This window comes from Curtobacterium sp. Leaf183 (assembly GCF_001424385.1).
In the GTDB taxonomy this organism is placed as follows: domain Bacteria; phylum Actinomycetota; class Actinomycetes; order Actinomycetales; family Microbacteriaceae; genus Curtobacterium.
Window position 1 is genome coordinate 1 of sequence record NZ_LMPO01000008.1, and the last position, 25160, is coordinate 25160.

Below are 25160 nucleotides of genomic sequence, written 5' to 3' on the forward strand. Positions count from 1 at the left end.
GACCAGACGCACTCCCCGCTCGACCCCGTCAGAGGTTCCGCCAGAGAGGCATTCGTTCTTGGTGTGCCACCGGAGTCGAACTCCGGAGCTGGTTGCCTGAGCGGGACCCCGTCCGGACTGCGTCTTGGGGTTTGCACCCCGTGACCGTCTCGGCCGTTCCGTTCTCCGCCTCTGCGGCAACGAGTGATTACTTTACACAGGGGCCAGGGGGCCCGCCAACCGTGGTTCCTCCCGGGCGTGTCGCATCGAGGTGAACGCCGTGCATCCCTGCGGTGACGGGCAACTGGCCGGTCCGCGGCGTGCCGGGGCGACCCCGGGGACGACGGGAGGCACGGTGCGGACCCGCACCGTGCCTCCTGTCCGTGACGGACGCCGTGTCTACTCAGCCGCAGCGAGCTGACCGCAGGCGCCGTCGATCTCCTTGCCGCGGGTGTCGCGCAGCGTGGTCGGGATGCCCGCGGCGTTGAGCCGGCGGACGAACTCGTCCTGCACGTGCACCTCTGATGACGTCCACACCGAACCCGGCGTCGGGTTGAGCGGGATCGGGTTGACGTGGACCCAGCCCTTGCCGCGCTTGTTGAGCTTCTCGGCGAGCAGGTCGGCGCGCCAGGCGTGGTCGTTCATGTCCTTGATGAGCGCGTACTCGATCGAGACCCGTCGACCGGTCTTGACGTAGTAGTTGTGGGCGGCGTCGATCGCCTCGTCCGCCTTCCACTTCGAGTTCACCGGGATCAGCTCGTCGCGGAGTTCGTCGTCCGGCGCGTGCAGCGACAGCGCGAAGGTGATCGGGATGCCCTCGTCAGCGAGCTTGTTGATGGCGGGCACGAGCCCCACGGTCGAAACGGTGATGCCACGCGCGCTCATCCCCAGGCCGTGCGGCTGCGGGGCAACCATGGTGCGGACGGCGTCCATCACGCGTTTGTAGTTCGCCAGGGGCTCCCCCATGCCCATGAACACGATGTTCGTCACCCGCTCGGCGTCGACACGGTCCTTGCCGCCCTTGCGCGGATCGCCCCCGAGCTCCCCCGCCGCGATGGCCGCGTTGGCACGGACGATCTGCTCGATGATCTCGGCGGTGGACATGTTGCGCGTCAGCCCCTGCTGCCCGGTGGCGCAGAACGGGCAGTTCATGCCGCACCCGGCCTGGGACGAGACGCAGAGCGTGATGCGTCCGGGATAGCGCATGAGCACGGACTCGACCAGGGCGCCGTCGTGCAGCTTCCAGAGGAACTTGATCGTGTCGCCCTTGTCCGTCGCGAGACGACGGGTCTCGGTCAGGAGGGGCGGGAGCATGCCCGCGACGAGTTGGTCGCGCTGGGCCGCCGGCAGGTCGGTCATCTGCTCGGGGTCGGACGTGTAGTGCGTGAAGTAGTGGGTCGACAGCTGCTTGGCACGGAAGCCGGGCAGGCCGAGTTCCTTGACCTTGGCCTCGCGCTCGGCGACGGTCAGGTCGGCGAGGTGCTCCGGGGGCTTGCCGCGCTTGGGCGAGGCGAACTGCAGGAGCGGGCGGCCCTCGCCGTCGGTGGCCTGGGTCCAGCCCTCGGTCCGCGGGCGCACCTGCGGGCGGGCCGAGCGTGCGGCCTGCTGTTCCTCGAACGGGGTGCGGGTCTCGGTGGCCATCACTCCAGGATACGGGACGCGCTGCCGGGCGCGGGCGTCCGGCGTCAGGAGCCGGCGGGCAGCAGTCGTGCGAAGTGGTGCGCGGCCGAGTACATCGGCACGATGTCGACGACCTCGCCCGGGTGCGGGGCCTGCAGCACGAGGCCGTCGCCGAGGTACAGGCCGACGTGGTCCTCGTTGTCGTAGACGACCATGTCGCCCGGCTTCGCCTCGGAGTCGGGGATGGTGGTCGCGGCGGCGTCCTGCGTGGGGACGTAGTGCACGAGCTGGATGCCGACCGCCTGGTACGCGACCATCGTCAGGCCCGAGCAGTCGATGCCCGCGTGGCTCGCGCCGCCCTCGACGTACGGGTCGCCCAGGTACTGCAGCGCGGTCTCGAGGACCGTCGCCCGGTCGCCGCCGGCGGAGAGCGCCGCGGAGATCGCGGACTCGGCCTGGGCGGTGGTGACGCCGAAGCGGGTGACGAGCGTCGGGTAGGACACGACGGTGGTCGTCGTGGTCGCCGTCATGCTGTCGGTCGACGTGACCGGGATCTCGACGTCGTGCGCGACCGTGTAGGTCTGGAGCTGCTCGGACGTCGTGGTGAGCCGCGGAGCCGTCGGCTCGGGGGTCGCCGCGTTCGCGGGCATGGAGAGCGTGAGCGCGGATGTGAACGCCAGGGCCGGCGCGAGGATCAGCGCGGCGCGCTTGGCGTTCGCCGCCCGACGGACGTGGCGGGGGTCGAGGGCGCGCTCGGCGCGGAGGGACCCGGTCCGCGAGAGGAAGGCTGCGCCGGACGTCGCTGCTCCGGCCTTCGCTGCGCCGGCCTTCGCTGCGCCGGCCTTCGTTGCGCCGGCCAGGGGTGTGGTCGCGGCTGCGGAGCGGACCGGGTGCAGCGCGACCACGCGGGCGGGCTGCTCGTGCTCGACGTAGCTCGAACGGGCGAGCGCCGGACCGGATGCGGCACGGCGTCCGCGGGAGCGGGGTGCCGCAGCGGGGGAAGGGGAGGGGGACGGAGCGGGTGCTGACCGGCGGTCGTCGGCTGCAGCGGGCAGAGCGTGGCGTCCCATGGTTCCTTCCGGGTTCGGGTCACCGCCTCGGGGAGGGGGACACGGAAAGATAACGTATTGGTCACGGACCGGGTCCTGGCTGGGGAAGTGACCCCGTTTCCTGCGGTGCGTCACAGGGAACGGGGGTCGAGCTGAGCGCAGCCTTCGCCAGACACATGCGTCAGCGAGCGAGGTGCTCCGCGACGCGGGCCTGCACGGCAGCGGCGTCGACGTGGTCCCACAGCGCGAAGTGCGTGCCGCCCGGCAGCAGCACGAGTTCGGCGTCCGGGACCTCGCTGGCCGCACGGGTGCTGTGTGACACGTCGACCTCGGTGTCCGCGTCGCCGTGCAGCACGAGCACGGGAGCGGTGACCCGGTCGAGCTGCAGCGACTCGATCGCCGCGAAGGTCCGGAGGTCGTTCTCCCACCCGGCACGGTGCGCCCCGGAGCTGTTGCCCGTGGCCGCCATGTCGAGCAGGAAGGCGCGGCGGTCGTCGTCGTCGAGCACGCCCTCGACGTGGTCCTTGAGGCGGCGTCCGCGCAGACGGCTGACCCCGGAGACGGCGCCCCCGACGACGGCCCGCGGCAGGTGCCGGGCCGCCCAGCCCGACAGACTGGCACCGAGGGCCGTGTGGGCGACGAGGTACTCCCCCGGCCCGGTGCGCGACGGCACCCACCGACCACTGACCGCCGACGCCGCCACGATCGCAGTGACGCGGTCCGGGTGCCGGACGGCCAGACGGAACGCGGCGGGTCCGCCACCGGACCAGGCGAGCACGCCGACGCGGTCGATGCCCAGCCCGTCGAGCACCGACGCCAGCAGGTCCGCCTCGTCGTCGATGGACGCGTGCTCGGGGTCGATCGGTGTGCCGAGGTAGCCCGGTCGCGACAGGAGCACGCTGCGGAACCGGTCCTCGGGCAGGAAGCGGCTCATGACCTCGGCGGCGTCGATCCCCCCGGGTGACCCGTGCAACACGAGCACGGGTGACCCGGTCCCGCGCACGGCGGTCTCCACGCGTGCGGCATCGCCGGTGATCACACACGGCTCGCTGGTCATGCGCCGAACCTAGTCGCGGCGCCCAAGGACGGGCCGTGGCTGTCCGGTGACGGCACACAGGCGGCGCGCCCGGCCCCCGCACGACGGCGGACACCGGGCGCTCCCGACAGCTGGACTAGCGCTTGACGGCGTCGATCTTCAGCATCTTGGCGATGACGCTGTCGAGCTCGCTGTCGTCGAAGACCTGCTTCCAGTCCTCCTTGATGAGCTTGTCGCGGCCGTAGCCCATCGCGATGTGGCAGGCGTCGGAGAACGGGTTCGAGCCGCGGAGCCCGTTGGTCAGCGCGATCCAGGTGTGGCCGTACAGCATCGCCCGGGCGGCCTCGCGGGGCACACCGACGCCGGTCACGGTCTCCTCGAGCGCGTCGTTGAGGAAGTCGCCGATCATGCAGGCGATGGTCTCGACCAGCGTCGGCTCGAGGACGGCGAGCTGCTTGACGGTGACCCAGTGCACCTGGATGACGGGGGCGTACATGGTCGTGATGACGGCCTCGGCGATCGTCTTCGCGCGGTCACCCTCGTCACCGAGGGACTCGGACGCGTCGAAGGCCGCGATGACCTCCTGCGGGGCGGCGATGCCACCGAAGGTGTCGTCCCACTCCTCCTTGGTGGTGCGCTCGAGGAACACCGACGGGTGGCAGGGGTGCGCCACGGCGTAGTGGATGTCCTCGCGCTTCGCGAGCAGCCCGGCGTACGCGGCGGCCGGGTCGAGCGTCAGGATCGTCGCGCCCGGCTTCATGGCGGGGACGAGCTGCTCGGAGATGCTGCCGAGCAGGACGTCGGGCACGGCGAGGACCACGACGTCGGCCACGGCTGCTGCGTCGAGGCTGTCCGTGATCGAACGGCCGAGCCCCTGGATGCGCTCCTGCCCCGCGGGCGAGGCCTCGCTGTAGAGCGTCGTGTACTCGCTCTTGGCGAAGTTGTTCGAGACGCGGGTGCCCATCTTGCCGCCGGCACCGATCACGGCGACGGTGACGTCGGCGGTGCCCGAGCCTGCGGCGATGGTGTGCGTGGTGGCGATGTCGGTCATGATTCCCAGCTCCTGGTGTACTCGATGGTCTGTGTGGTCCACGCCGCTTCGGTGCGGGTGGTGGTCTCTGCGGGGTCCCCGGTCGCTCCGACGGTGGCGTCCTGCCACGGGAGCCAGAACTCGATGACCCGGTTGATGCCGCGCACGTCGGGCGCGATGGCGGCGCGGACGGCGGCGTGGTCGATGCGACCGGTGCCGATCGGCACGCCGGTGTACTGGAACCCGACCCAGCCGGGCGACCGGGTGAAGTCGGCGTCCTTGACGTGCCAGTTCACGACGTACGGCAGGCACGCCTCGACGACGTCGGACGGGTGTTCCAGGTTGGCGACGGTGTTCGCCGGGTCGAGGCAGATCCCGAGCGAGGGTGACCCGACCGCGGCGACGAGGGCGACGAGCTCGGCAGTGGACACGACCTCGTACGTCTCGAGGGCGAGGACCACGCCGGCCGCCTCGTACGCGGGCAGGGCCTCGAGCACGCGCCGTTCGGTCTCGGCGGCCGAGGGCAGGTCGTCCCCGGAGCTCCACATCGAGCGGACCAGCGTCGCTCCGAGCGCGAGTGCGATGTGGAGCCAGCGCGCGAGGTGGGCGGGCGCGGTGCCCCTGGTCCCGACCTCGAGCGTGAGCCCGAGCGACGCCGCGAGTTCACGGATCGATGCCAGACGCTCGTCCGACGCGGTGTCGAGCGGCGGGTGGTCGCAGATCTGGAACAGGTCGACACCCTGGGCGGCGGCGTCGCGCATCGCGTCGTCGAGGGACATCGGCGACGGCACGCGGTCCGACATCCGCCAGAAGTAGGCGTAGGTGGAGAGGCCGAGCAGCGAGGTCATGCGGTCACCACCAGTGCCTCGGCCTCGTCGAGGATCGTCTGGATCGCCGCGGGGTCGTGGGCGAAGCGGCCGAGGAACAGCCCGCCGATGCGGCCCTGCCCGCGCGTGAGCAGCCCGGGTCCGGCGCTGCCGCCGTAGACCACCACGCTGCCGGCGAGCTCGGGCCGGGTCGCGACGTGCGCCTCGATGCCGGCGAGGACCTCGACGATGTGCTCGTCCGGCGCCGGCTGCGGTGCTCCGATCGCCCAGACCGGCTCGTAGGCGACGATGACCGGTCCCGCGAGGTGGTCCGCGACGGCCGTCGCGACGAACCGGTCGAGCTGGCCGGTGACCTCCGCGATCGTGTCAAGACGGGAGGACCGGGTCGACTCACCGACGCAGATCAGGGGACGTAGGTGGTTGCGGAAGGCGGCGTGCACCTTCCCCGCGACGTCCTGGTCCGACTCGTGGAACAGGGAGCGACGCTCCGCGTGCCCGATCTCGACGAGGTCGACACCGATCTCGGCGAGCTCGCGGCCGGAGACCTCGCCGGTGAAGGCGCCCTCGTCGGCCCACGCCAGGTCCTGCGCGCCGAGCAGCACCGGAGTGCCCTCGAGCGCTGCCCGGACCGGGACGAGCGACGGGAACGTCGGGATCACGAACAGCTCGACCGCGCCGCTGGTGACGGCGGGGTGCGTGCGGGCGACGTCGGCCACGGCGGACGCCCACGCCAGCGTCCGGGCGTGCCCGAAGTACATCTTCAACGACACCCCGATCGTCAGTCGGGGCGTCACCGTGGCCAGGCTCACGCGTCGGTCCCGACCGGGGCGCTGCCGTCGTACTCGCAGATCGCGTTGACCTTGTCGGCGCTCGCGGACGTGGTGTCGAACTCGTAGCCGAGCCACTCCTTCGCCATCCGGCGGGCGACCTCGATGCCGACGACGCGCTGGCCCATGCAGAGCACCTGCGCGTCGTTCGACAGCACCGAGCGCTCGACGCTGAAGGAGTCGTGCGCGGTCACGGCACGGATGCCGGGGACCTTGTTCGCCGCGATCGCCACACCGAGGCCGGTGCCGCAGATCAGGATCGCCCGGTCCGCCTCGCCGGCGGCGACCATGCGGGCCGCGTCGACGGCGACGTGCGGGTAGGCGGTGTGCCCGTCCGCGTCCACTCCCACGTCGACCACGGACACGACACGGGGGTCGGCCTCGAGGTCCCGCTTGATGATCTCCTTGTAGTCGAAGCCGGCGTCGTCCGAGCCGACGACGAGACGGAACTGGGTGCTCATGGGTGTGCCTTTCGTGTGGTGCGTGCCGGTCAGGCCGGGACGGCGATCGTCGACAGGACGGCCGCGGTGATGAGGGCGAACGAGACCGCGCCGGCGTCGGGCGTGCCGACCGCGTCCTCGCCGTGGGTGCGGGCCCGACCCATGCGGGGCAGGAGCGCCGCGGTGGCGTCGGCAGCGTGCTGGGCCGCGTCCGAGGCGGCGGTCCACGCCGTGACGAGGTCCTCACCGGCTGCGACCCGGGCGGCGAGCACGTCGTCGAACGGGACGAGCGCGTCGACCATGGTCTTGTCCCCGACGACCGCGCCGAAGGCGAGGACCGCCTCGGCGGCGGCGTGCACCGCGTCCTGCACGGTGGCGGGCGACGGACGCTCCTGGTCCCCGATGACGCGACCCATGGCCTCCAGGGCGGCACCCCAGATGGCACCGGACGTGCCGCCGGCCTTGTCGGACCAGGCGTCCCCGGCGATCGCCAGCACGCTGCCAGCGCCCGCACCGCGCGCTGCGGCGTCGGTCGCGGCCGCGTCGGCGGCGGTGGACCCGCGCTGCATGCCGATGCCGTGGTCGCCGTCCCCGGCGACCGCGTCGATCCGGCCGAGCTCGTCGGCGTGGGCGTCGATCGTGCGGCGGACCGCGGTGACCGCCTCGGCGACGATGCGGGCGGACTGCTGGGACTCGGGCGTGCCCGGGGTGACCGGGACCGCGACACCGGCGGCGAGCACGGCCTCGGGCAGTCGCTCCTGCGGGACGGCACCGCCCTTGCGGAAGGCGGGGCTGTCCGCCGGCGCTGCCCACAGTTCCTCGAGTTCCGCGTCGAGCCAGAACAGCGTCAGCGACACCCCGGCCATGTCGAAGCTCGTGACGAGTTCCCCGACCTCGGGCTCGACGACCACGGCGCCGGCCTCCGTGAGGAGCCGTTGGACCGTGGCGTAGACGACGAAGAGCTCCTCGTACTTCACGCTGCCCAGACCGTTCAGGACCGGCACGACGTGGGCGCCGTCGACCGCGACGCCGTCGGGCATCTCGGTGAGGAGCTTCTCGACCAGCAGGGTGGCGAGTTCCGATGCGGTGGGGACGTCGGTCTCGTCGATGCCGCGTTCGCCGTGGATGCCCATCCCGATCGCCATGCGGCCCTCGGGGACGGTGAAGAGCGGCTCGTCGGCGCCGGGGAGGGAGCAGCCGGAGAACGCGACGCCGAAGCTGCGCGTGCGGTCGTTGGCGCGTTCGGCGATGGCGGTCACCTCGTCCAGGGTCCTGCCCTGCTCCGCGGCGGCACCGGCGACCTTGAAGACGCAGAGGTCCCCCGCGATGCCACGCCGCCTGCGTGCCTCGTCCGCCGGGGCGGAGGCGACGTCGTCGGTGACGCGGACCGTGCGGACCTCGATGCCCGCGTCGCGCAGCGCACGTTCGGCGGCGTCGAAGTTCAGGACGTCGCCCGCGTAGTTGCCGTACGAAAGCAACACGCCGCCGCCGTGCTCGGACGCCTTCGCCACCGCGGTGACCTGCTGGGCGCTGGGGCTGGCGAAGAGGTTCCCCATCGCCGCACCGGCAGCCAGTCCGTGGCCGACCAGACCGCCGAAGGCCGGGTAGTGGCCGGAGCCGCCGCCGATGACCAGGGCGACGGTGCCGTCCGGGCTGGTCGTCGACCGGGCGACGCCGCCGTGCACCCGGCGGACCCGGGCCCGGTTCGCGGCGACGAAGCCGTCGACCATCTCGTCGGCGAAGTCCGCCGGGTCGTTGAACAGGCGGGTCATGCGCCGGTCTCCTGGGCCACGGCACGCTCGACGTCGGCCGTGGTCGGCGCGTCACCGCCCAGGCGGTGCTGGCGCGAGACCACCACCATGAGGATGCTCGACAGGACCATGAAGAAGCCGACGATGAACATCGGCACCTGGTAGCCGCCGGTCCACTCGCTGACCACACCGGTGATCAGCGGGGCCGCGAAGCCGCCGAGGTTGCCGACGGTGTTGATGAGGGCGACGCCGGCCGCCGCCGCTGCTCCGGTGAGGAACTGCGTGGGGACGGTCCAGAAGTTCGGCAGCGCCGCGAAGATCGCACACGCCGTCACCGCGATGACCGCGACGGTGGCCGCCGGGGAGTTCATGAACAGCGCGACGGGGATGCTCAGGCCGCCGACGAGGGCGGGGAGCGCGATGTGCCAGACCCGGACGCCGCGTCGGAACGCGTCGCGGGACCAGAAGTACAGGACGACCGCGGCGGGGATGTACGGGATCGCCGTGATCATGCCCTTCTGGAACAGGTCGAACGTGGTGCCGAACTGCTCCTGGAAGCCGTCGATGATCGTCGGCAGGAAGAAGCTCAGCGCGTAGAGGCCGTAGATGAAGCCGAAGTAGACGAACGCGAGCATCCAGACACGACCGTTGCCGAACGCCGCACGCAGGCCGCCCTTGCCGTGGCCGTCGTTCTTGGACTGGTTCTCCTTCGCCAGGGCGGTCTCGAGCCAGACCTTCTCGTCCTCGTCGAGCCACTTCGCCTGGGACGGCTTGTCCTTGAGCACGAACAGGCACAGGATGCCGACGATGATCGCCGGGATCGAGACGCAGAGGAACATGAAGCGCCAGCCGGCGAGACCACCGAGCAGGCCCTCGTGCGTCATGAGCCACCCGGCGAGGGGCGAGCCGATCACGCTGGTCAGGGGCTGCGCCAGGTAGAACAGCGCGAGCATCTTGCCGCGGTGGCGGGCGGGGACCCAGGTCGACAGGAACAGGATCGCCCCCGGGAAGAACCCGGCCTCCGCGATGCCGAGCAGGAAGCGCAGCCCGACCAGCTGCGGGTAGTTCTGCACCCACGTGAAGAGCAGCGAGACGATGCCCCACGTGATCATGATGCGGGCGAGCCAGATGCGCGCGCCGAACTTGTGCAGGGCCAGGTTCGACGGGACCTCGAGCACCAGGTACCCGATGAAGAACACACCGGAGGCGAAGCCGAACTGCGCGGCGGTGAGGCCGAGGTCGGCCTCCATCCCGTTCGGCGCGGCGAAGGAGATCGCGGTGCGGTCGAGGAAGTTGATGAAGAACATCAGCGCCACGAAGGGCACGATGCGGATGGCGATCTTCCGGATGGTCGTCTTCTCGACGACCGAGGTCGGGATGCCTCGGGTGGCGGGGATGTCCACGGTGACTCCTGCTGGTGGAACGACGTTGGTCGGGGATGGAACTCGACCATCCTGCGCGGTCCGGATCGGGTTGTCAACCGGTTGACCAATATCACCGCACGACGACGCCGAGGAGGGTCGCACCGCTACGCTCGGCACATGCCCGCGTTCAGCGAGAACGACCCCCTCAACATCCGGCTCGAACTGGAGTCCGTGGCGACGGGGTCGCCCGCGTCGGAGGTCGCCCGACAACTGGTGGGTCTGCTGACCGCGGGAGACCTGGCTCCGGGTTCCCGACTGCCGTCCGAGCGGGTGCTGGCCGAACGGCTCGGTGTCGGCAGGTCGGCCGTGCGCGAGGCCCTGGCGGCGCTCGAGATCCTCGGCATCGTGCAGATCCGGCCCGGGTCGGGGACGTACCTGCAGGGCGGCACGTCCGACCTGCTGCCGACGACGCTGTCGTGGGGGCTCATGCTCGCCTCGAACCGCACGCGGGAGCTGCTCGAGGTGCGGTCCTCGCTCGAACGCACGGCGGCGATCCTGGCGGCGCAGCGCGCGACGCCGGAGCAGGTCGAGGAGCTCGGCGAGTACCTGCAGCGCCAGGAGGCGACGCTCGACGACCCCGAGGCCTTCATCGACGCGGACGTGCGGTTCCACGTGCTGCTCGCGCGGGCCGCCGGCAACGAGGTGATGGCCGACCTGCTGCAGAGCCTCCGCTCGATGCTCAGCGTGTGGGTCGGACGCCGCGTCCGCACCCGCGAGGCCACCCAGGCCGCGTACGACGAGCACCGCGCGATCTTCGAGGCGCTGCGGACCGGGGACGTGCTCGCCACCCAGCGAGCGATGGACGAGCACATGGCCACGGCGAGTGCCCGCATCGAGCACGCCGACCCCGTCGCCGCCGAGTAGCCCCGGCAGGCTCGATCCGTGACGACCGCCCGAGACCAGGTCCTGCACCGCTGGGAGCTCCGCGGTGCCGGAGGCGCCCCGATCGTGGTCGCGACCGAGACCGACGGCGGCGGCACGGCGCCCACCTCGGTCCCGCGGCCCTCCCTGCACCCGGTCCGGACCCTCGGCGGCACGGTCGTCAGCGCAGATCACCCCGACGACCACGACTGGCACTCCGGCGTCGGTGTCGCGATCCCGGACGTCGACGGTGTGAACTGCTGGGGCGGCCCCACGTACGTCCGGGACACGGGCTACGTCTGGCGGGACGACCACGGACGGGTGACGGTCGAGCGTGCCGCGCTGGACGGCGACACCCGGACGACGGAGCTCGCGTGGCGCGGACACGACGGACGACCCCTCCTGCTCGAGGAACGCGTCACCGCGTGCCGTGGGCTCGGCACCGACGCATGGGAGCTCCGGACGTCCTCGACGTTCCGGACGGCCGGCTCCACCCCGGTGCGGCTCGGCGGCCCGGGCAGCAACGGCCGCGCCGGCGCCGGGTACGGCGGGCTGTTCTGGCGGTTCCCCGACTGCGCCGACATCGACGTCCGGACGGCGCACGGCCGGGGCGAGACGGCCGTGCACGGCTCGGTCGCACCGTGGGTCGCGTGGTCGGCGGACTTCGCCGCGGGTCCGGCGACGGTGGTCCTGCAGGCCTTCGGTCACGCCGACCCCTGGTTCGTGCGCGCCGCGGAGTACCCCGCGATCGGCTCGGCCCTGGCCTGGTCCACCGCCGCGACCGTCTGGCCGGGCGTCCCGCTGGTCCGCGCGTTCCGCGCGGTGGTGGCGGACGGGCGGGCCGATCCCGTCGCGCTGCTGCGGCGGTGACGCGCGCCGTGACGGACGGGAGGCCCGGTGCCGGTCCGGCACCGAGCCTCCAGTCGATCCGCACCGCAGCTCAGTCCGACAGTGCCTCTGCGTAGCGGCGGAAGTCGCCACGGTCCGTGTGCATGGACCACAGGTGCTCGGCGACCGCCTCGGACGCGTGGGCGTCCTGCCCGTCGTCGATGCCGAACGGGATGATGAGCTGCCCGACGTGGATCGACTCGGGTGCGAGCGCCTCGTGCAGGAGCTGCGCGTACGCGCTCTCGGCTGCGAAGGCGACCGACGTGCCCGTCACCCGGTCGGCGGGACGCACCGCGCTGGCGCCGTTGACGAACAGCAGCGTGCCGTGGCCGATGGCGCGCATGCCCGGGATCGCCTGGCGGGCGGCGGCGACCGCGCCGTAGACCGAGAACTCGATCGGGCCGACCAGGTCGGCCTCGGTGGTCTCGAGCACGGGGCGCATGTACTCCTTGGCCGGCAGGGGGCTGTACTGCAGCACCTCGATGGGGCCGAGCTCCTCGGTGGCGCGCTCGAGTGCGTGGCGGATGGACTCGGGGTCGCGGACGTTCGCCGTGTACCCGGCGGCGCTGTGGCCGTCCTGGCGGAGCTCGGCGGCGAGCGCGTCGACGCGGTCCTGGTTGCGGGCGACGAGTGCGACGGCGAAGCCCTCGCGGGCGAAGCGGCGGGCGACGGCGAGGCCGAGGCCCTTGCCGGCGCCGATGATCGCGATGGTGGTCATGCGGTTCCTCTGCGGTTCGGTGGGTGGTCCGGTTCCGACTCTGGCCCGGGCGGCTGTGACGTCGGGGTGCGGGTCAGTCGCGCGGCTCGATGCGGACGGTCGCCGAGGTCGGGCCGTCCTGCAGCATGGGCGGCAGGTACTCGCTGTCGGCGTACTTGGTCTCGTAGGCGGCGTCGACGCGGCTGTTCACGGCGGGGTCCGCCTCGGTGAAGGTCACATCGTGCTCGGCACCGGCCGCGCTGATCCGTCCCGCGCCCTGGGTGACGGCGGCGCGGTACCAGCGGGAGCGGCGACCGTTGTAGGCGCGGGCGTACAGGGCACCGTCGACGACGACCGACCAGATCCAGGTCGGGGTGCCGTATGTGGTGCCGTCCTCACGGAACGGTGCGACGTGCAGGTCGTCGGTGTCGGCGATGGCGGTCAGGGTGTCGTCGTCCCAGGGCATGGGGTCCTTCCGGTTCGGGGTCTCCCACGGTACGAGGACGCCCGCCGTCGTGACGTGCCCTGGTGGGACACCCCGGCCGGGCCGGCTCAGAGCGGGACGCGGGCGCGGCGCAGCGCCCGCTCGACGACCCGGGTGAGCACCCGCTGCCCGGCGACGGTGGGGTGCTCGCTGTCCGCCTGCAGCAGGTCGACGTGGCCGACGAGCGGTTGCCCGAGGTCGACGAACCGGCCGCCGTCGGCCTCGACCGCGCGCCGGAGGCTCGTCGAGCTCTGCGCGACCTCGTCGGGGACGTCGCCGGGCTGGTCCCAGAGGGTGGAGAAGCCGACGATGCGGGCGTGCGGCAGCGCCGCGTGGAGCTGGTCGACGGCCTGCCGGGTCGCGGTGTCGATCGCCGCGGGGTCCTGGCCCAGGTCGTTGTCGGAGGACTGCAGCACGACGATCGACGGGTGGACCGCGACTGCCTGGGAGACGAGTCCCGAGAAGTCGTCGCCGCAGTCCCCGTCGACGACGAAGCCGGCTCCGCTGCACGCCAGGTTCGTGACGTCGAGGTGGTCGGCGCGGGCGAGCATCGCCGGCCAGGCGTCGGCGTCGCTGTCGAGGCCGTACCCGGCCATGATCGAGTCCCCGATCGTCGCCACCCGACGCCCGGGCTCGGCTGTCGGCGTCGTGGACCCGTTCGACCCCGCGGACGCCCCGGCGGGGTGCTCGGCGACGACGAACCCGATGCCGACGATGATGCCGAGTGCGCCGATGACCGCCGTGATCGTGGTGCCCGTCCGCCGCATCACCCCAGTGTGCCCGGAGGGTCCATGACCGTCCCGGTCGTTGTCCACGAAGGCTGACAGGGAACGTCGTCGGGACGGGTGCCGGTGCGATGCTGGCCCGGTGGACCTCACCCCGCACGCGCACCGCCCCGAGCGGTACCGCCACCGTCTCCTGCTCATGCTCGCCGTCGGGGTCGTCGCCGCTGTCGTCGCCTGGCTGACGGTCGGGGCTCGGTGGGCACCGTCGATCGGATGGGCCGCCGCATGCGCGGTGTACGTGGCGACCGCGTGGCCGCTCCTCCGGTTCGACGGACCGCAGACGGGTGCGAGCGCCGCGCGCGAGGACCCCCGTCGCACCGCCTCGGACCTGCTGCTGGTGGGGGCCTCACTCGCCAGCGTCGTCGCCCTGCTGGTCGTGCTCGGCAGTGCCCGGGGGCTCCGCGGTGACGCGCAGGACGCGGCCGCGGCGCTCGGCGTGGTGAGTGTCTTCCTGTCGTGGCTGCTCGTCCAGACGCTCTTCACCCTGCGGTACGCCGAGCTGTACTACAGCGGCACCCCGGGTGGGATCGACTTCAACCAGGACGAGCCGCCGCAGTACTCCGACTTCGCGTACTTCGCCGTCACCGTCGGCATGACGTACCAGGTGTCCGACACGACGATCCGGACGAGCGCGATCCGTCGCGCCACCCTCCGCCACGCGCTGCTGTCGTTCTTCTTCGGCACCGTCGTCATCGCGAGCGTCATCAACCTGGTCGCCGGCCTGGCGTCGTAGCGGCGAGTGCGCCGGGCCCGGTGGAACCGGACGCCGGGCCGGGTGGAAACGCGCACCGGGCCCGGTGCCGGTTGGCACCGGGCCCGGCGTCCGCAGTCCGGCTCAGCCGGAGTACACCTGCAGCTCCGCGAGCCCGACGTTCCGCGTCGACCCGCTCACCCCGGTGACCGTGAACGTGAGCGACGAGACCGTCCGGGCCGCGAAGCTGACCGTGGTCGCCGCGCCCGCGTTGTCGAGTGCGCCGACGGCGACGGTCGTGCCGTCCGAGAACGTCACGGTGCCGGCGGTGACCTGGTCGTCGGTGTTCGGCCGGTCGTACAGCACCAGACGGCCGATGCTCACCGGTGCCGCCCACGTCAGCCGCAGCGTCGAGCCCGTGCGTCCACCGTTGGTGGCCCACTCGGCACTCGCGACGCCCGGGTAGCCGTCGATCACGCCGTCGACCGCCTTGTCCGCGGTCTGGCCGGTGGCGGTGGACTGGGACGACGCGACGACGGTCGCGCTGCCGGCCTGGTTCGTCGTCGACGGGGTGGTCGTCGGCGGGGTCGTGGTCGGCGGAGTCGTGGTGGATGCGGGCGTCCACGCCTGCATCTCGGACAGGCCGACGTTCCGGGTCGTGGAGCTGACACCCGTGACGGTGAGCCGCACGCTCGTGACGGTCTTCGTGCTGAACGCGATCTCGTTTGCGGTCCCGGCGTTCGCCAGGGTGGGGACCGGCACGGTCGTCCCGTCCGAGAACGTCAGCGTGCCGGCGGTGACCTGGTCGTCGGTGTTCGGCCGGTCGAACAGCACGATCCGGTTGATCGCGATCGGTTCCATCCAGGTCAGCTGCACCCACGTCCCGGTGCGGCCGCCCTGCGACGCCCACTCCGCGGTCGCGGTGCCCGGGTAGCCGTCGGCGACGCCGTCGATGACCTTGACGGCTCCCTGGCCGCCGCTGGCGTTCTGCGACGATGCGGTGACCTGCGCGGACGCCGCCGCGTTGCCGGCGGAGGTGCCGGTCCCACCCGAGGGGTCGGTGCCGGTGCCGCCACCCCCACCGGTGGGGTCCGTGCCGGTGCCGCCACCGCCCGGGGTGCCCGGGGCGGTCAGGTCGGCGACGACGTGCTGGCGGGGCAGCCACTGTTCCTCGGGTTGCCCCGCACAGGCGGCGGCCGTCTGGCAGATCAGCGAGTCGTACGGGGCGTAGGCGTAGTACGCGGCCGCCTTGGCGGAGAGGTCGGCACCCGTCACGTTGGCCGCGAGCTGCACGGTCGGGTACCCGAGGTAGGGCGTGATCGACACGGACGGGGCGACGGCGTTCCGTGCGCGCAGCGTGAGCTGTCCGACCGCGTGGTGGTCGCTGTGGTCGGTGTCGGAACCGAAGCCGTCGATGTAGTCCTGCGTGCGGATGACCGTGGGCGCCGCCTTGGTCAGGAGCGCCCCGACGGTGTCCACGAAGGTCTGCTGCGTGTAGGTCTGCGACGGCGACGCCACGGTCGAGATCGTGGGGATCCAGCCCTCCATCAGCTGCTCGAGGCTCTGCCACCCGGTCGCCGAGAACCCGGACCCGTCGATGTTGCCGTCGGGCAGCCGCATGAACACGAGCTGCACGCCGGGGAGCGCCTTGAGCGTCGACCGCTGCACGGTGTGCCCGGCGACGGTCTCGCGAGCCGTCGTCCACGTGTTCGCGGTGTTCGTCATCGTCGCGTAGGCGGCCCGCACGCCGGACTCGCGCGCGGTCGAGTAGGAGCTCCCGCGACCGGCGTCGCCCGACGTGACGTACACCGTCGTGGTGCACCACCCGGACGCGGTGACCTTGCCGAGCACGGCCGGGTTCATGAAGAACAGGTCGTCGTCGGGGTGGGCGACCACGGAGATCTGCGACCCGGCGGTGCAGGACCCGGCGGCGTCGGCCGACGTGGTGGCCCCCAGGGACAGGGTCGCCGTCAGCGCGGCGACCACCGCCAGGGCGGTGATGGTGAGCGCCCGGAGGCGCGCTCGAGGGCGCAGTCGTAGTCGCATCGTCGTGTCCGATTCCCGCGCGGACCCAGGGTGGCCGCGGTCCTCCGAGAGAACCACCGCACGCCACGGGTGCGGAAGTACCGCATGAGAACCATGCGGCACACCGCACCGCACGGAACCCCGCAACGGCGCGCATCGGCGCCGCCGACGGGGCTGACCCGGCGTCGGACAGGAGGCGCAGTGCCAGCTGGCACCGGGCCTCCTGTCCGACGTCGGGTCGCGTCAGACGCGGTCGGTTCCGGAGGTCGTCGCAGCGGTCGAGTCGCGTGCTCCGTCCGTGGCCGGGTCGCGTGCTCCGTCCGTGGCCGGGTCCGGCGACACCGGTTCGGTCAGCACGGTGCCGTCGGCGGTCGCGGAGGTCGCTGCGGTGGGCCGCTCCTGCGGCGTCGGCCGCGGGCGTCCGGACAGCCGGTCACGCACTGAACGCCACGCGTGCGCGCGACCGGAGCGCTGGGCCGGACCGTCGACCTCGAGGCCGTAGTAGTCGCCGACGCGCTCGAGCAGCAGCGCACGCTCGGCCCGGTCGTACGCGCGCCGTTCGCGGGTGAAGGCGATGATCGTCGACCAGCACGTCAGCAGCAGCACGATGCTGAACGGCAGCGCGGTCGTGATCGCCGCGGTCTTCAGCGCGTTCAGCCCGCCGGTCAGCAGCAGCGCGACCGCCAGCAGCGCGGAGACGGTGGCGAAGAAGACGCGCAGCCAGTTCTTCGGCTCGATGTCCCCGCCGGACGCGATCATCGCCATGACGAGCGAGCCGGAGTCGGACGAGGTGACGAAGAACACGCCGATGAGGAGGATCGCCCCGAACGTCAGCACGAGACCGGCGGGCAGTCCGGCGAGCAGCGTGAACAGCGAACCCTCGACGTCGACGGACCCGTTCGCACCGACCATTCCCCCGGCACCGTCGGTCTGCCGGTGGATGGCCGCTCCGCCGAGGACCGCGAACCACAGGAACGTCAGTGCGGTGGGGACGAGCAGCACGCCGAACACGAACTGCCGGACGGTGCGGCCCTTCGAGATCCGCGCGATGAAGATGCCGACGAACGGCGCCCACGACATCCACCAACCCCAGTAGAAGGTCGTCCAGGCGCCCTGCCAGGCCTCACCCGCGGCGCCCTGCTGCGCGCTGACGTTGAACGACAGCCCGACGATGTTCTGCAGGTAGTTGCCGATCGACTGCACGAAGTCGCGTAGCAGGAACTGGGTCGGCCCGACGATGAGCACGAACAGCAGCAGCGCGGCAGCCAGCAGCAGGTTGAAGTTGGACAGGAGCTTCATGCCCTTCGACACACCGGTGACGAGGGACACGATCGTGAGCGCGGTGATCACGGCGATGATCGCGATCTGGCTGACGAAGCTGCTGTCGGCGATGCCGGCGCGCTCGAGCCCGGCACCGATCTGCAGGACGCCGAGGCCCAGGGACGTCGCGACGCCGAACAGCGTGCCGATCAGGGCCAGGACGTCGATGACGTTGCCCCAGCCACCGCGGACCCGGTCCCCCAGCAGTGGCTCGAGTGCCCAGCGGATCGAGACCGGGCGGCCGCGGCGGTGGATCGCGTAGGCGAGCGCCAGGCCGAGGACGACGTAGATCGCCCACGCGTGCAGGCCCCAGTGCAGGAACGTCTGCGTCATCGCCTGCTGCGCGAGCTCCGCGGTCGTGCCGGTGACGCCGGGCCGCGGGGACGCGTAGTGGCTGAGCGGCTCCGACACCCCGTAGAAGACCAGGCCGATGCCCATGCCCGCGGCGAACAGCAGCGAGAACCACGAGCCGGTGGAGAACTCCGGTTCGTCGGTGTCCTTGCCGAGCTTGATGTCCCCGAACTTGCTGAACCCGACGAAGAGCGAGAACGCGACGAAGAACGCGGCGACGAGGACGTAGTACCAGCTGAAGTTCCGGACGATGCCGTCCTGCAGGGCCCCGAAGACGGCTTCGGCGGACGCCGGCGCGATGAGCGTCCAGGCGACGAAGCCGAGCACGATGACGGCGGCGGGCCAGAAGACCCAGGTGCGCAGGCGCCGGGTGTCGGTGGCGGGCGGTGGCGATTTCGTCGTCGACATGCAGACCATGGTCTCTGCTGAGCGGTCTCGAAGGCGAAACGGAGGCGCGACCCGCGTCGACGACGCGAGTCGCGCCTCCAGGCTGGCGGCACTGGAGCCGGAGTCAGTCCGTGACGCCCTCCAGGTCGTCGACGCCGATCGCCCGGGCGTCCTGACGGCGCTTGCGCATCGACGGGGCGACGAGCGCACCGATGATCGCGAGCGCGCCGACACCGGCGCACGCCCAGAAGCCCGTGGTGAAGGCGTCGTCGAGCGGGAGCCCCTGCGCAGTGGTGTTGGAGGAGATGAGCGCCGCGATCACCGCGGTGCCGACGCTCGAACCGATCGTGCGGACGACGGTGTTGGCACTGATGGACTCACCGGTCTGCGCGGCGGGGACACTCTCGATGATGGCGTTCGAGCAGGCAGCCAGCGCGAGGCCGATCCCGATGCCGGTCAGGATGCCCGACACGACGATCTGCCACATCTCGCCGTGTGCCAGGGCGGGCAGCACGAAGGCCGCGGTCACCGCGATGCCACCGGCGAGCATGGGGAGCTTCGGCCCGTACCTCCGGACGAGCATGCCCGCGATCGGGCCGGCGACGACCATCATGATGACGGTCGGCAGCAGGAAGAGCCCCGCCTCGGACACCGACTTGCCGAAGCCGTAGCCGATCGCGGTCGGCAGCTGGAGCAGCGTCGGCACGAGGACGAACGTGCCGAACATCGCGAAACCGAAGACCAGCGCGACGACGTGGGCCGTCCAGACACCGCGGATCGTGAACAGCCGGACGTCGATGAGCGGCGACTTCACGCGGAGCTCGACGAACACGAAGGCGACGAGTGCGACGGCGCCGAGGACCAGCAGGCCGATGGTCTTGCCGTCACCCCAGCCCCAGGTCTCGCCCTCGCTGATCGCGATGAGGAGCGACACGAGCGACACGGTGAGGACACCGGTGCCGACGAGGTCGAGGCGGCCGGGCTTGCGCACCGGCGATTCCGGCATGCCGAAGACGACGCCGAACAGTGCGATCACGACCAGGACGGCGGGCAGCCAGAACAGCCAGTGCCACGACAGGTGCTCGACGATCGGACCGGCGGCGACGATGCCGACACCGGCGCCGATGCCGAAGATCGCGGAGAGCAGCCCGATCGTGACGCTGACCTTCTCCTTCGGCAACTCGTCGCGGACGATGCCGATCGACAGGGGCATCACCGCACCGGCGGCACCCTGCAGCGCGCGGGCGATGATGAGCACCGTGAGGTTCGGCGCGAGCGCGGCGAGGATCGCGCCGGCGAGGAGCACCGCCAGCACCACGATGAGGACCTTGCGCTTGCCGATCATGTCGCCGAGGCGACCGAGGATCGGCGTCAGCACGGATGCGGAGAGCAGGTACGCGGTGAGCACCCAGCTCGCGCTGCTCGTGGACACCTGCAGGTCCTTGCCGATCGTGGAGAGCGCCGGGGCGACGAGCGACTGCAGGACGGCGAAGGACAGGCCACCGAGCGCGAGGTAGACGATGATCGCGGTGCTGTTCGGGCGGTGCCCGTCGGCGGTGGGCACAGAGCCCGTCCGCGGGCTCTCCATGGTCTGTGACATCGTGCTCCAGTCAATGTAAACGCTTGCTGACCTGACGATGCTAGCGGATCGGCAAGAGAAGTCAACAGCCGTTTACGAGGGGTGTCCTGCGCGGTACGGTGGGGGCAACGGAAGGACGACGATGACGATGCAGACACCGACGCCGGTCGAGGACCGCGCCCATCCGGACGGCTCCGGACGGGCACGGGATGCCGGGGCGACTCGACTCCGACTGCTGCAGTCCGCCCGCCGACGGTTCGCCATCAACGGGTACGGGTCCACCACCGTGCGGGACATCGCGAACGACGCCGGCGTGAACGTCGCGTTGATCAACCGCTACTTCACGTCCAAAGAGGGCCTGTTCGAAGCCTGCCTGAGTCGGACCGTCGAGGAGTTCGACGTCCCCGAGGACGATGCCTCGACCATCGACGAGGTCGTCGACCGGATGGTGCGGAAGATCACCGGGGCACCGAGTGGCGAGTCGTCGTTGCAGATGCTCCTGCTCGTCCGGAGTTCGGGAGACGACGGCGCGGACCGCATCCGACGTGAGACGCTCCGGTCCTTCACCGAGCGGATGGCGACCGTGGCGGGCTGGCTGCCGGGAGACCCCGGCACCGAGCACCTGTTGCTCCGGGCGCAGGTCGCGATCGCGACCGGGCTCGGCATCGTGATGGTGCGCGCCGCAACCGGACTCGAGCCCCTGACCTCGGCCGCGGCGGACGACCTCGCAGGGCCGCTCAGCGAGGCCGTCCGGGTCCTGCTCGAAGCCCGCTGAGCGCCCGACGACGATGAGAGGCCCGCAGCCGACCGGCTGCGGGCCTCTCATCGTCGTGCGGTTTGCGCCAGCCCTGCGGCACACTCCAGGTCGTCCGCTATCGCGTCGTCCGGGGACGGCTCAGAGCACGTCCGCGACCGCCTCGAGGGTCCGGCCGGCGTCCTCGAGCTGCATGTCGTGGTGGATGCCGGGGATCCGGCGGATCCCCCAGCCGGCGCGCTCGAGGCGGGCGGCCACGGCATCGGGGACGACCGCGGGCGCGTCGTCCGACAGGACGACCACCGAGGGCACCTCGGGCGGGGCGATCGGGAGCGGGGTGTGCGCGACCTCACGGAAGACGCCGATCGCCATGCCCCCGTCGAACCGCTTCCGAGCGTCGGCGAGTGCCTGCCGGACGGCGGGTGTGTACCCGGCGCGGGCTGCCGCGCTCTTCCGTGCCTGCAGGAGCCCCGCGATGCCCAGCGTCAGTGGTGGGACCGCCCAGAACAGGCGACCGGCGAGGCCGGTGGTGGGCAGCGCGAGGTGGAAGCCCGGGTCGAGGTAGACGGCTTGCTCGGGACGGAGCCGTCCGACCGCGCGGACCAGCACGGCTCCTCCGAGCGAGTGCCCGACCACGCTGTGCAGCCCGGTCGGCAGCGCCCCGACCAGGTCGTCGGCGAAGTCGTCCAGGCGGTACCGGTCAGCGCGTTCGCTCCGACCGTGCCCGCGGAGGTCGACGGTCGTGACGGTGTACCGGCCCGTCGCCGTCATCCGGTCGACCAGGGGCTGCCAGGTCGCGCCGTCGGCGCCGAGGCCGTGGACGAGCCCGACGTGGTGCTCGCCGCTGCCGGTCGTCGTGGTGTGGAGGCGCATGGCTGCAGTCTGCATGGTCGGGTTCCTCGGTGTGCGGTGGACGCGGGGCTCGGTGGGACGGGGGCTCAGCGGACGGACTTGATGGGCAGGACCGCCAGCGCACCCAGGGCCACGAAGACGATGCCCGACACGAACAGCGCCGGGTACCCGCCGGTGACGGACACCAGGCCCGCGGCGATCGAGGGGCTGAGCGCCTGGGGCAGCGTCGTCGCGAGTCCGAGGATCGCCAGGTCACGCCCGGCCGTGCTCGCCCCCGAGGTCATCGACACGGGCAGCACCTCGGTCATCAGCGCCAGGTCGATCGAGATGTACGCACCGAACCCCAGCCCGAGCAGGAAGCTGTAGACGAGGACGCCGGTCGTCGTCGGGAAGACCAGCGGGACGGCGAGCCCGATCGCCATGACGACGGACGCCCAGATGATGAAGGGCTTCCGGCGACCGATGCGGTCCGAGAGGACGCCGCTGGTCAGGGCCGACAGCAGCACGCCGATCAGCAGCACGACGCCGATCTGCGCGGCGAAGCCGTTCGACGCGGCGTCGCTCATGCCGATGTAGTCGCGGAGGATGTAGAGGCCGAAGGTCTGCGCACCGTAGAAGCCGATCACCATGAGGAACCGGGCCGCGAACGCCCAGGCGAAGTCGGGGTGCTTGCGGGGGCTGACCCAGAAACCGCGCAGGAACGCGCCGATGCTCTGTCGCTCGACGACCAGGTCGCGGCTGGACCGGTCGGGGTTGGCGACGACGAAGACGACGACGACCAGGACGACGATCGCCGCGAGGACGATGTACGGCAGCGACCCCGCGCTCGCGAAGCTCCCGGCGACGACCGCACCGACGGCGTTGCCGATGGTGATGCCGAGGCCGATCAGTCCGGACACCCCGCCGCGCTGCTTGGCCGGGTAGCGGTCCGGGACGAGCGCCGTCGCTGCCGCCTGCAGGGCGTTCAGGCCGAGCTGGACCACGAGCCAGATGGCGGCGACGACCACCACGGAGCTCGCCAGGGGCAGGCCGACCAGGAAGCCAGCGGCGAGCAGGGCGCCACCGACCATCCACGGCGAGCGCCGTCCGAAGCGCGAGCGGGTGACGTCGGACAGGGCTCCGGCGATCGGTTGGGCGACGACGTTCGCCAGGAACGCCACCGTGGTCACGATCGCGAGGTTCCCGATCTTGTCCGCAGCGTCGATGTCCGCGACGAGGTTCGGGATGAGGATGCCCAGGCCCCCGGAGTTGATCGCGAGGATCGCCACGTAGACCAGGGCCAGGCCGACCGACAGGCGGCGGAGCCGGACGGGCCGTGCCGAGGCCGTGTCCGTGGGGACGTCGACGGTGGGCTTGGTCGGACCTGCGGTGCTGGTCGGGGGGACTGGTGCGTTCATGGGGACTCCTGAGCTGAGGGGCGGCGCTGCCGCTCGCGGATGCTCCACCCTCGCCCCGCGACCTCTGGCCGGACAATGGATCGAGCATCTACACTCCTGCCATGAGAGTGGACGATGCATCCACAGCCCTGGGGTGGCTCGACCTGCTGCTGGAGCAGCCTGACCTGCCGCAGGTCGAAGCGCACCGGGACGCCCTGCTGGCGACGGGGGCCGACCCTGCCCAGGTCGACGCCGAGGCCCGGGCCGCCGCGGAACTCGCCGTGCTCGCGCGGGACCGGGGCCGTCGGGTCGCCGAGCTCGCCGCCCTCAACGACATCGCCGGTCGACTGGCCGCGGTCCCCCACCCGGACGACCTGCTCGTCGAGGTCGTCCGTCAGGCACGGCGGCTGCTCGGGGTGGACCTGACCTACGTCGCCCTGCTCGACGAGCAGGAGATCACGATCCACGTCGCCGACGGAGCGCGCTCCCCCAGTCTGGTCGGGACGCGTCTGCCCCGCTGGGTGGGGCTCGTCGGGCAGGTCGTCGAGTCGGGCGCGCCGCGCTGGACCTCCGACTACGGCAGCGACGCCACGCTGGTGCACGAGGAGCGCGCCGACGCCACCGTCGACGAGGAGTCCGTCCGCGGGCTGCTCGGCGTTCCCCTGACCGTGCGCGGCCGGGTCGTCGGGGTGCTGCTGGCCGCCAAGCGCGAGGAACGTCGGTTCGCGCGCCAGGAGATCGGGCTGCTCGGTGACCTCGCCGCGCACGCTGCGGTGGCCATCGACAACGCCCGTGCCGCAGACGAGGTCCGACGCGCGAAGGACACCCTCGAGGTGACGCTGCGTCTGGACGCCGACCTCACCGCCGCGGTGCTCGCCGGCGGGGACACCGCGACGCTCGTGGGCCGGGTGCAGGCGCTGACGGCCGTGCAGATCCGCTGGGTCGAACAGCCCGCCGACGGTGCGGTGGGTGCCGCGCTCGCCCGGGTGGTCGCGACGGGCACGACCTCGGCGGTCGACCTCGCGCCCGGCGTCCTGCAGCCGGTGACCGCGGCGGGTCAGGTCCTCGGCGCCCTCGTGGTCGATGGCCCCGTCCCCGCCGACGTGGCGCTCCTGCTCGAACGCGCCGCACCGCTCATCGCCCTGACGCTCGTCGGCGCTCGTGCTGAGGCCCGTGCGGTGCAGCTCGGCCGGGACATCGCGACGATCGACCTGCTGAGCCGCGCCGAGCCGGACCCCGCGGCCGACCGGCAGCGATGGCGCGGTGCCGGCCTCGATCCGCAGCAGCCGCACGTCGTGGTGGTCGCCGCCGGGGACCCGGACGTCGCGCGCCGGTTCGTCACGGGCCTGCGCCTCGGCGGGCGGTGGGCATCGGCGGTCCACCGCGACCGCCTCGTGCTGGTGGTGCCGCGGGACAGCCGGATCGAAGCCGTGTGGGACGGCCACACCGGTCCGGTCGCGGGGATCGCGGCCGTCGGGACGGACACCGCCGGGATCCGGAGTGCCCACGTCGAGGCGACCCGGACCGCGGACGCCCTGACGGCACTCGGCCGCGACGCCGGGCTCGCCCGGGCGGCCGACCTCGGGGTCTTCGCCGTGCTGCTCAGCCGGACCGGGCGGGACGAGCTCGAGGACCAGACCCGACGCGAACTCGGCGTGGTGTTCGACGAGGAAGCCGTCCGAGGTGTCCCCCTCGTCGAGACACTGACGGTCTTCCTCGACCAGGGGCAGCGCCCCTCGGCGACCGCGGCGGCGCTGCGCGTGCACGTCAACACCGTGTACCAGCGGCTCGGTTCGCTCGACCGGCTGCTCGGGGACGGGTGGCGCGGTCGGGCGCTCGAGCTGCAGGTGCTGCTGCGGCTGTGGCGGGCGGCCCGGGAACTCGACGCTCGACGTCGGGGATAGGGCCCGCCGCACAACGACGAAGCCCACCGAGTGCATCGGTGGGCTTCGTCGTTCGTTCGGTCGGGCTGACAGGATTTGAACCTGCGACCCCTTGACCCCCAGTCAAGTGCGCTACCAAGCTGCGCCACAGCCCGTGAGTCCCGAGGGACTCGGAACCCCCGCAGACCAGGTCTGCGTGGACTCCGCCACCCGCACCCGACCGAGCGCGGAGCAGCCCGACCAG

At 72.0% G+C, this 25160-nt stretch carries 22 protein-coding genes and 1 tRNA gene; 5 read left to right on the top strand and 18 right to left on the bottom strand.

Annotated features, from left to right (window positions below; translation table 11 throughout):
* Positions 1-378: 378 nt before the first annotated feature.
* From rlmN to ASG04_RS06435, 9 genes are all read right to left on the bottom strand, one after another.
* Positions 379-1620: a 23S rRNA (adenine(2503)-C(2))-methyltransferase RlmN gene (gene rlmN, locus ASG04_RS06395; RefSeq protein WP_056121653.1), complete on the bottom strand. Its 1242-nt coding sequence runs from the start codon at positions 1618-1620 to the stop codon at positions 379-381.
* A gap of 44 nt (positions 1621-1664) precedes the next feature.
* Positions 1665-2669 (bottom strand): C40 family peptidase, encoded by a 1005-nt coding sequence (locus ASG04_RS06400; RefSeq protein ID WP_082517852.1) that lies wholly within the window; start codon positions 2667-2669, stop codon positions 1665-1667.
* A 160-nt stretch (positions 2670-2829) separates the two neighbouring features.
* Positions 2830-3705: an alpha/beta fold hydrolase gene (locus ASG04_RS06405; protein WP_056121657.1), complete on the bottom strand. Its 876-nt coding sequence runs from the start codon at positions 3703-3705 to the stop codon at positions 2830-2832.
* Between the two features lie 115 nt (positions 3706-3820).
* Positions 3821-4735 (bottom strand): phosphogluconate dehydrogenase C-terminal domain-containing protein, encoded by a 915-nt coding sequence (locus ASG04_RS06410; protein WP_056121660.1) that lies wholly within the window; start codon positions 4733-4735, stop codon positions 3821-3823.
* Positions 4732-5562 carry a sugar phosphate isomerase/epimerase family protein gene (locus ASG04_RS06415; RefSeq protein ID WP_056121662.1) on the bottom strand — a complete coding sequence of 277 codons (831 nt, stop codon included), beginning with the start codon at positions 5560-5562 and terminating at the stop codon, positions 4732-4734. The genes ASG04_RS06410 and ASG04_RS06415 overlap by 4 nt, the downstream gene beginning before the upstream one ends.
* Positions 5559-6335: a triose-phosphate isomerase family protein gene (locus ASG04_RS06420; protein ID WP_235515460.1), complete on the bottom strand. Its 777-nt coding sequence runs from the start codon at positions 6333-6335 to the stop codon at positions 5559-5561. The genes ASG04_RS06415 and ASG04_RS06420 overlap by 4 nt, the downstream gene beginning before the upstream one ends.
* An 11-nt stretch (positions 6336-6346) precedes the next feature.
* Positions 6347-6829, bottom strand: coding sequence for a ribose-5-phosphate isomerase (locus ASG04_RS06425; protein WP_056121663.1), 483 nt, complete (start codon positions 6827-6829; stop codon positions 6347-6349).
* Positions 6830-6858: 29 nt separating this feature from the next.
* Positions 6859-8580, bottom strand: coding sequence for a dihydroxyacetone kinase family protein (locus ASG04_RS06430; protein ID WP_056121665.1), 1722 nt, complete (start codon positions 8578-8580; stop codon positions 6859-6861).
* On the bottom strand, positions 8577-9962 hold the full coding sequence (locus ASG04_RS06435) for an MFS transporter (RefSeq protein WP_056121667.1): 1386 nt from the start codon (positions 9960-9962) through the stop codon (positions 8577-8579). Before ASG04_RS06435 ends, ASG04_RS06430 begins: the two co-directional genes overlap by 4 nt.
* A 138-nt stretch (positions 9963-10100) precedes the next feature.
* On the opposite strand from ASG04_RS06435, the gene ASG04_RS06440 reads away from it, so the two are divergent.
* Both ASG04_RS06440 and ASG04_RS06445 read left to right on the top strand, forming a co-directional pair.
* On the top strand, positions 10101-10847 hold the full coding sequence (locus ASG04_RS06440; RefSeq protein WP_056121669.1) for a FadR/GntR family transcriptional regulator: 747 nt from the start codon (positions 10101-10103) through the stop codon (positions 10845-10847).
* Positions 10848-10865: 18 nt separating this feature from the next.
* A complete protein-coding gene (locus ASG04_RS06445) occupies positions 10866-11714 on the top strand; it encodes a DUF6807 family protein (RefSeq protein WP_056121670.1) in 849 nt (282 codons plus the stop codon).
* Between the two features lie 70 nt (positions 11715-11784).
* Here ASG04_RS06445 and ASG04_RS06450 read toward each other — a convergent pair whose 3' ends face one another.
* The 3 genes from ASG04_RS06450 to ASG04_RS06460 all read right to left on the bottom strand — a co-directional run bounded on the left by ASG04_RS06450 (position 11785) and on the right by ASG04_RS06460 (position 13680).
* Positions 11785-12450 (bottom strand): SDR family NAD(P)-dependent oxidoreductase, encoded by a 666-nt coding sequence (locus ASG04_RS06450; RefSeq protein ID WP_056121672.1) that lies wholly within the window; start codon positions 12448-12450, stop codon positions 11785-11787.
* 73 nt (positions 12451-12523) lie between these two features.
* Entirely contained in the window at positions 12524-12895 is a 372-nt protein-coding gene (locus tag ASG04_RS06455) for a DUF2255 family protein (protein ID WP_056121675.1), read from the bottom strand.
* A gap of 86 nt (positions 12896-12981) precedes the next feature.
* Positions 12982-13680, bottom strand: a complete 699-nt coding sequence (locus ASG04_RS06460; RefSeq protein WP_162241696.1) for an SGNH/GDSL hydrolase family protein — start codon at positions 13678-13680, stop codon at positions 12982-12984.
* Between the two features lie 100 nt (positions 13681-13780).
* Between ASG04_RS06460 and ASG04_RS06465 the strand changes: the two genes are divergently transcribed.
* Positions 13781-14431, top strand: a complete 651-nt coding sequence (locus ASG04_RS06465; RefSeq protein ID WP_235515461.1) for a DUF1345 domain-containing protein — start codon at positions 13781-13783, stop codon at positions 14429-14431.
* A 102-nt stretch (positions 14432-14533) separates the two neighbouring features.
* Here the strand turns inward: ASG04_RS06465 and ASG04_RS06470 are convergent, their stop codons facing one another.
* From ASG04_RS06470 to ASG04_RS06480, 3 genes are all read right to left on the bottom strand, one after another.
* On the bottom strand, positions 14534-16435 hold the full coding sequence (locus ASG04_RS06470) for a PIG-L family deacetylase (RefSeq protein ID WP_056121679.1): 1902 nt from the start codon (positions 16433-16435) through the stop codon (positions 14534-14536).
* A 222-nt stretch (positions 16436-16657) separates the two neighbouring features.
* Entirely contained in the window at positions 16658-18493 is a 1836-nt protein-coding gene (locus ASG04_RS06475; protein WP_056121681.1) for a BCCT family transporter, read from the bottom strand.
* Positions 18494-18596: 103 nt separating this feature from the next.
* Positions 18597-20072, bottom strand: a complete 1476-nt coding sequence (locus ASG04_RS06480) for an MFS transporter (RefSeq protein WP_056121683.1) — start codon at positions 20070-20072, stop codon at positions 18597-18599.
* Positions 20073-20193: 121 nt separating this feature from the next.
* Between ASG04_RS06480 and ASG04_RS06485 the strand changes: the two genes are divergently transcribed.
* Positions 20194-20826 carry a TetR/AcrR family transcriptional regulator gene (locus ASG04_RS06485; RefSeq protein WP_056121685.1) on the top strand — a complete coding sequence of 211 codons (633 nt, stop codon included), beginning with the start codon at positions 20194-20196 and terminating at the stop codon, positions 20824-20826.
* Between the two features lie 120 nt (positions 20827-20946).
* Here ASG04_RS06485 and ASG04_RS06490 read toward each other — a convergent pair whose 3' ends face one another.
* The gene (locus ASG04_RS06490; protein ID WP_235515462.1) at positions 20947-21693 is read right to left on the bottom strand and encodes an alpha/beta fold hydrolase; all 747 of its coding nucleotides are present in this window, start codon (positions 21691-21693) and stop codon (positions 20947-20949) included.
* A 50-nt stretch (positions 21694-21743) separates the two neighbouring features.
* Positions 21744-23054 carry an MFS transporter gene (locus ASG04_RS06495; RefSeq protein WP_056121690.1) on the bottom strand — a complete coding sequence of 437 codons (1311 nt, stop codon included), beginning with the start codon at positions 23052-23054 and terminating at the stop codon, positions 21744-21746.
* Between the two features lie 101 nt (positions 23055-23155).
* Here ASG04_RS06495 and ASG04_RS06500 point away from each other — a divergent pair, with 101 nt between their 5' ends.
* On the top strand, positions 23156-24937 hold the full coding sequence (locus tag ASG04_RS06500; protein WP_082517854.1) for a helix-turn-helix domain-containing protein: 1782 nt from the start codon (positions 23156-23158) through the stop codon (positions 24935-24937).
* 60 nt (positions 24938-24997) lie between these two features.
* On the opposite strand, the gene ASG04_RS06505 is transcribed toward ASG04_RS06500, so the two are convergent.
* A tRNA-Pro gene (locus ASG04_RS06505) sits at positions 24998-25071 on the bottom strand.
* Positions 25072-25160: the final 89 nt, after the last annotated feature.

Coding starts and splice junctions, on each gene's coding strand:
- ASG04_RS06490 (WP_235515462.1), bottom strand. CDS start 21,693: ATGCAGACTGCAGCCATGCGCCTCCACACCACGACGACCGGCAGCGGC.
- ASG04_RS06500 (WP_082517854.1), top strand. CDS start 23,156: ATGAGAGTGGACGATGCATCCACAGCCCTGGGGTGGCTCGACCTGCTG.
- ASG04_RS06440 (WP_056121669.1), top strand. CDS start 10,101: ATGCCCGCGTTCAGCGAGAACGACCCCCTCAACATCCGGCTCGAACTG.
- ASG04_RS06460 (WP_162241696.1), bottom strand. CDS start 13,680: ATGCGGCGGACGGGCACCACGATCACGGCGGTCATCGGCGCACTCGGC.
- ASG04_RS06410 (WP_056121660.1), bottom strand. CDS start 4,735: ATGACCGACATCGCCACCACGCACACCATCGCCGCAGGCTCGGGCACC.
- ASG04_RS06475 (WP_056121681.1), bottom strand. CDS start 18,493: ATGTCGACGACGAAATCGCCACCGCCCGCCACCGACACCCGGCGCCTG.
- ASG04_RS06495 (WP_056121690.1), bottom strand. CDS start 23,054: ATGAACGCACCAGTCCCCCCGACCAGCACCGCAGGTCCGACCAAGCCC.
- ASG04_RS06430 (WP_056121665.1), bottom strand. CDS start 8,580: ATGACCCGCCTGTTCAACGACCCGGCGGACTTCGCCGACGAGATGGTC.
- ASG04_RS06400 (WP_082517852.1), bottom strand. CDS start 2,669: ATGGGACGCCACGCTCTGCCCGCTGCAGCCGACGACCGCCGGTCAGCA.
- rlmN (WP_056121653.1), bottom strand. CDS start 1,620: ATGGCCACCGAGACCCGCACCCCGTTCGAGGAACAGCAGGCCGCACGC.
- ASG04_RS06455 (WP_056121675.1), bottom strand. CDS start 12,895: ATGCCCTGGGACGACGACACCCTGACCGCCATCGCCGACACCGACGAC.
- ASG04_RS06405 (WP_056121657.1), bottom strand. CDS start 3,705: ATGACCAGCGAGCCGTGTGTGATCACCGGCGATGCCGCACGCGTGGAG.
- ASG04_RS06425 (WP_056121663.1), bottom strand. CDS start 6,829: ATGAGCACCCAGTTCCGTCTCGTCGTCGGCTCGGACGACGCCGGCTTC.
- ASG04_RS06480 (WP_056121683.1), bottom strand. CDS start 20,072: ATGTCACAGACCATGGAGAGCCCGCGGACGGGCTCTGTGCCCACCGCC.
- ASG04_RS06485 (WP_056121685.1), top strand. CDS start 20,194: ATGACGATGCAGACACCGACGCCGGTCGAGGACCGCGCCCATCCGGAC.
- ASG04_RS06470 (WP_056121679.1), bottom strand. CDS start 16,435: ATGCGACTACGACTGCGCCCTCGAGCGCGCCTCCGGGCGCTCACCATC.
- ASG04_RS06450 (WP_056121672.1), bottom strand. CDS start 12,450: ATGACCACCATCGCGATCATCGGCGCCGGCAAGGGCCTCGGCCTCGCC.
- ASG04_RS06415 (WP_056121662.1), bottom strand. CDS start 5,562: ATGACCTCGCTGCTCGGCCTCTCCACCTACGCCTACTTCTGGCGGATG.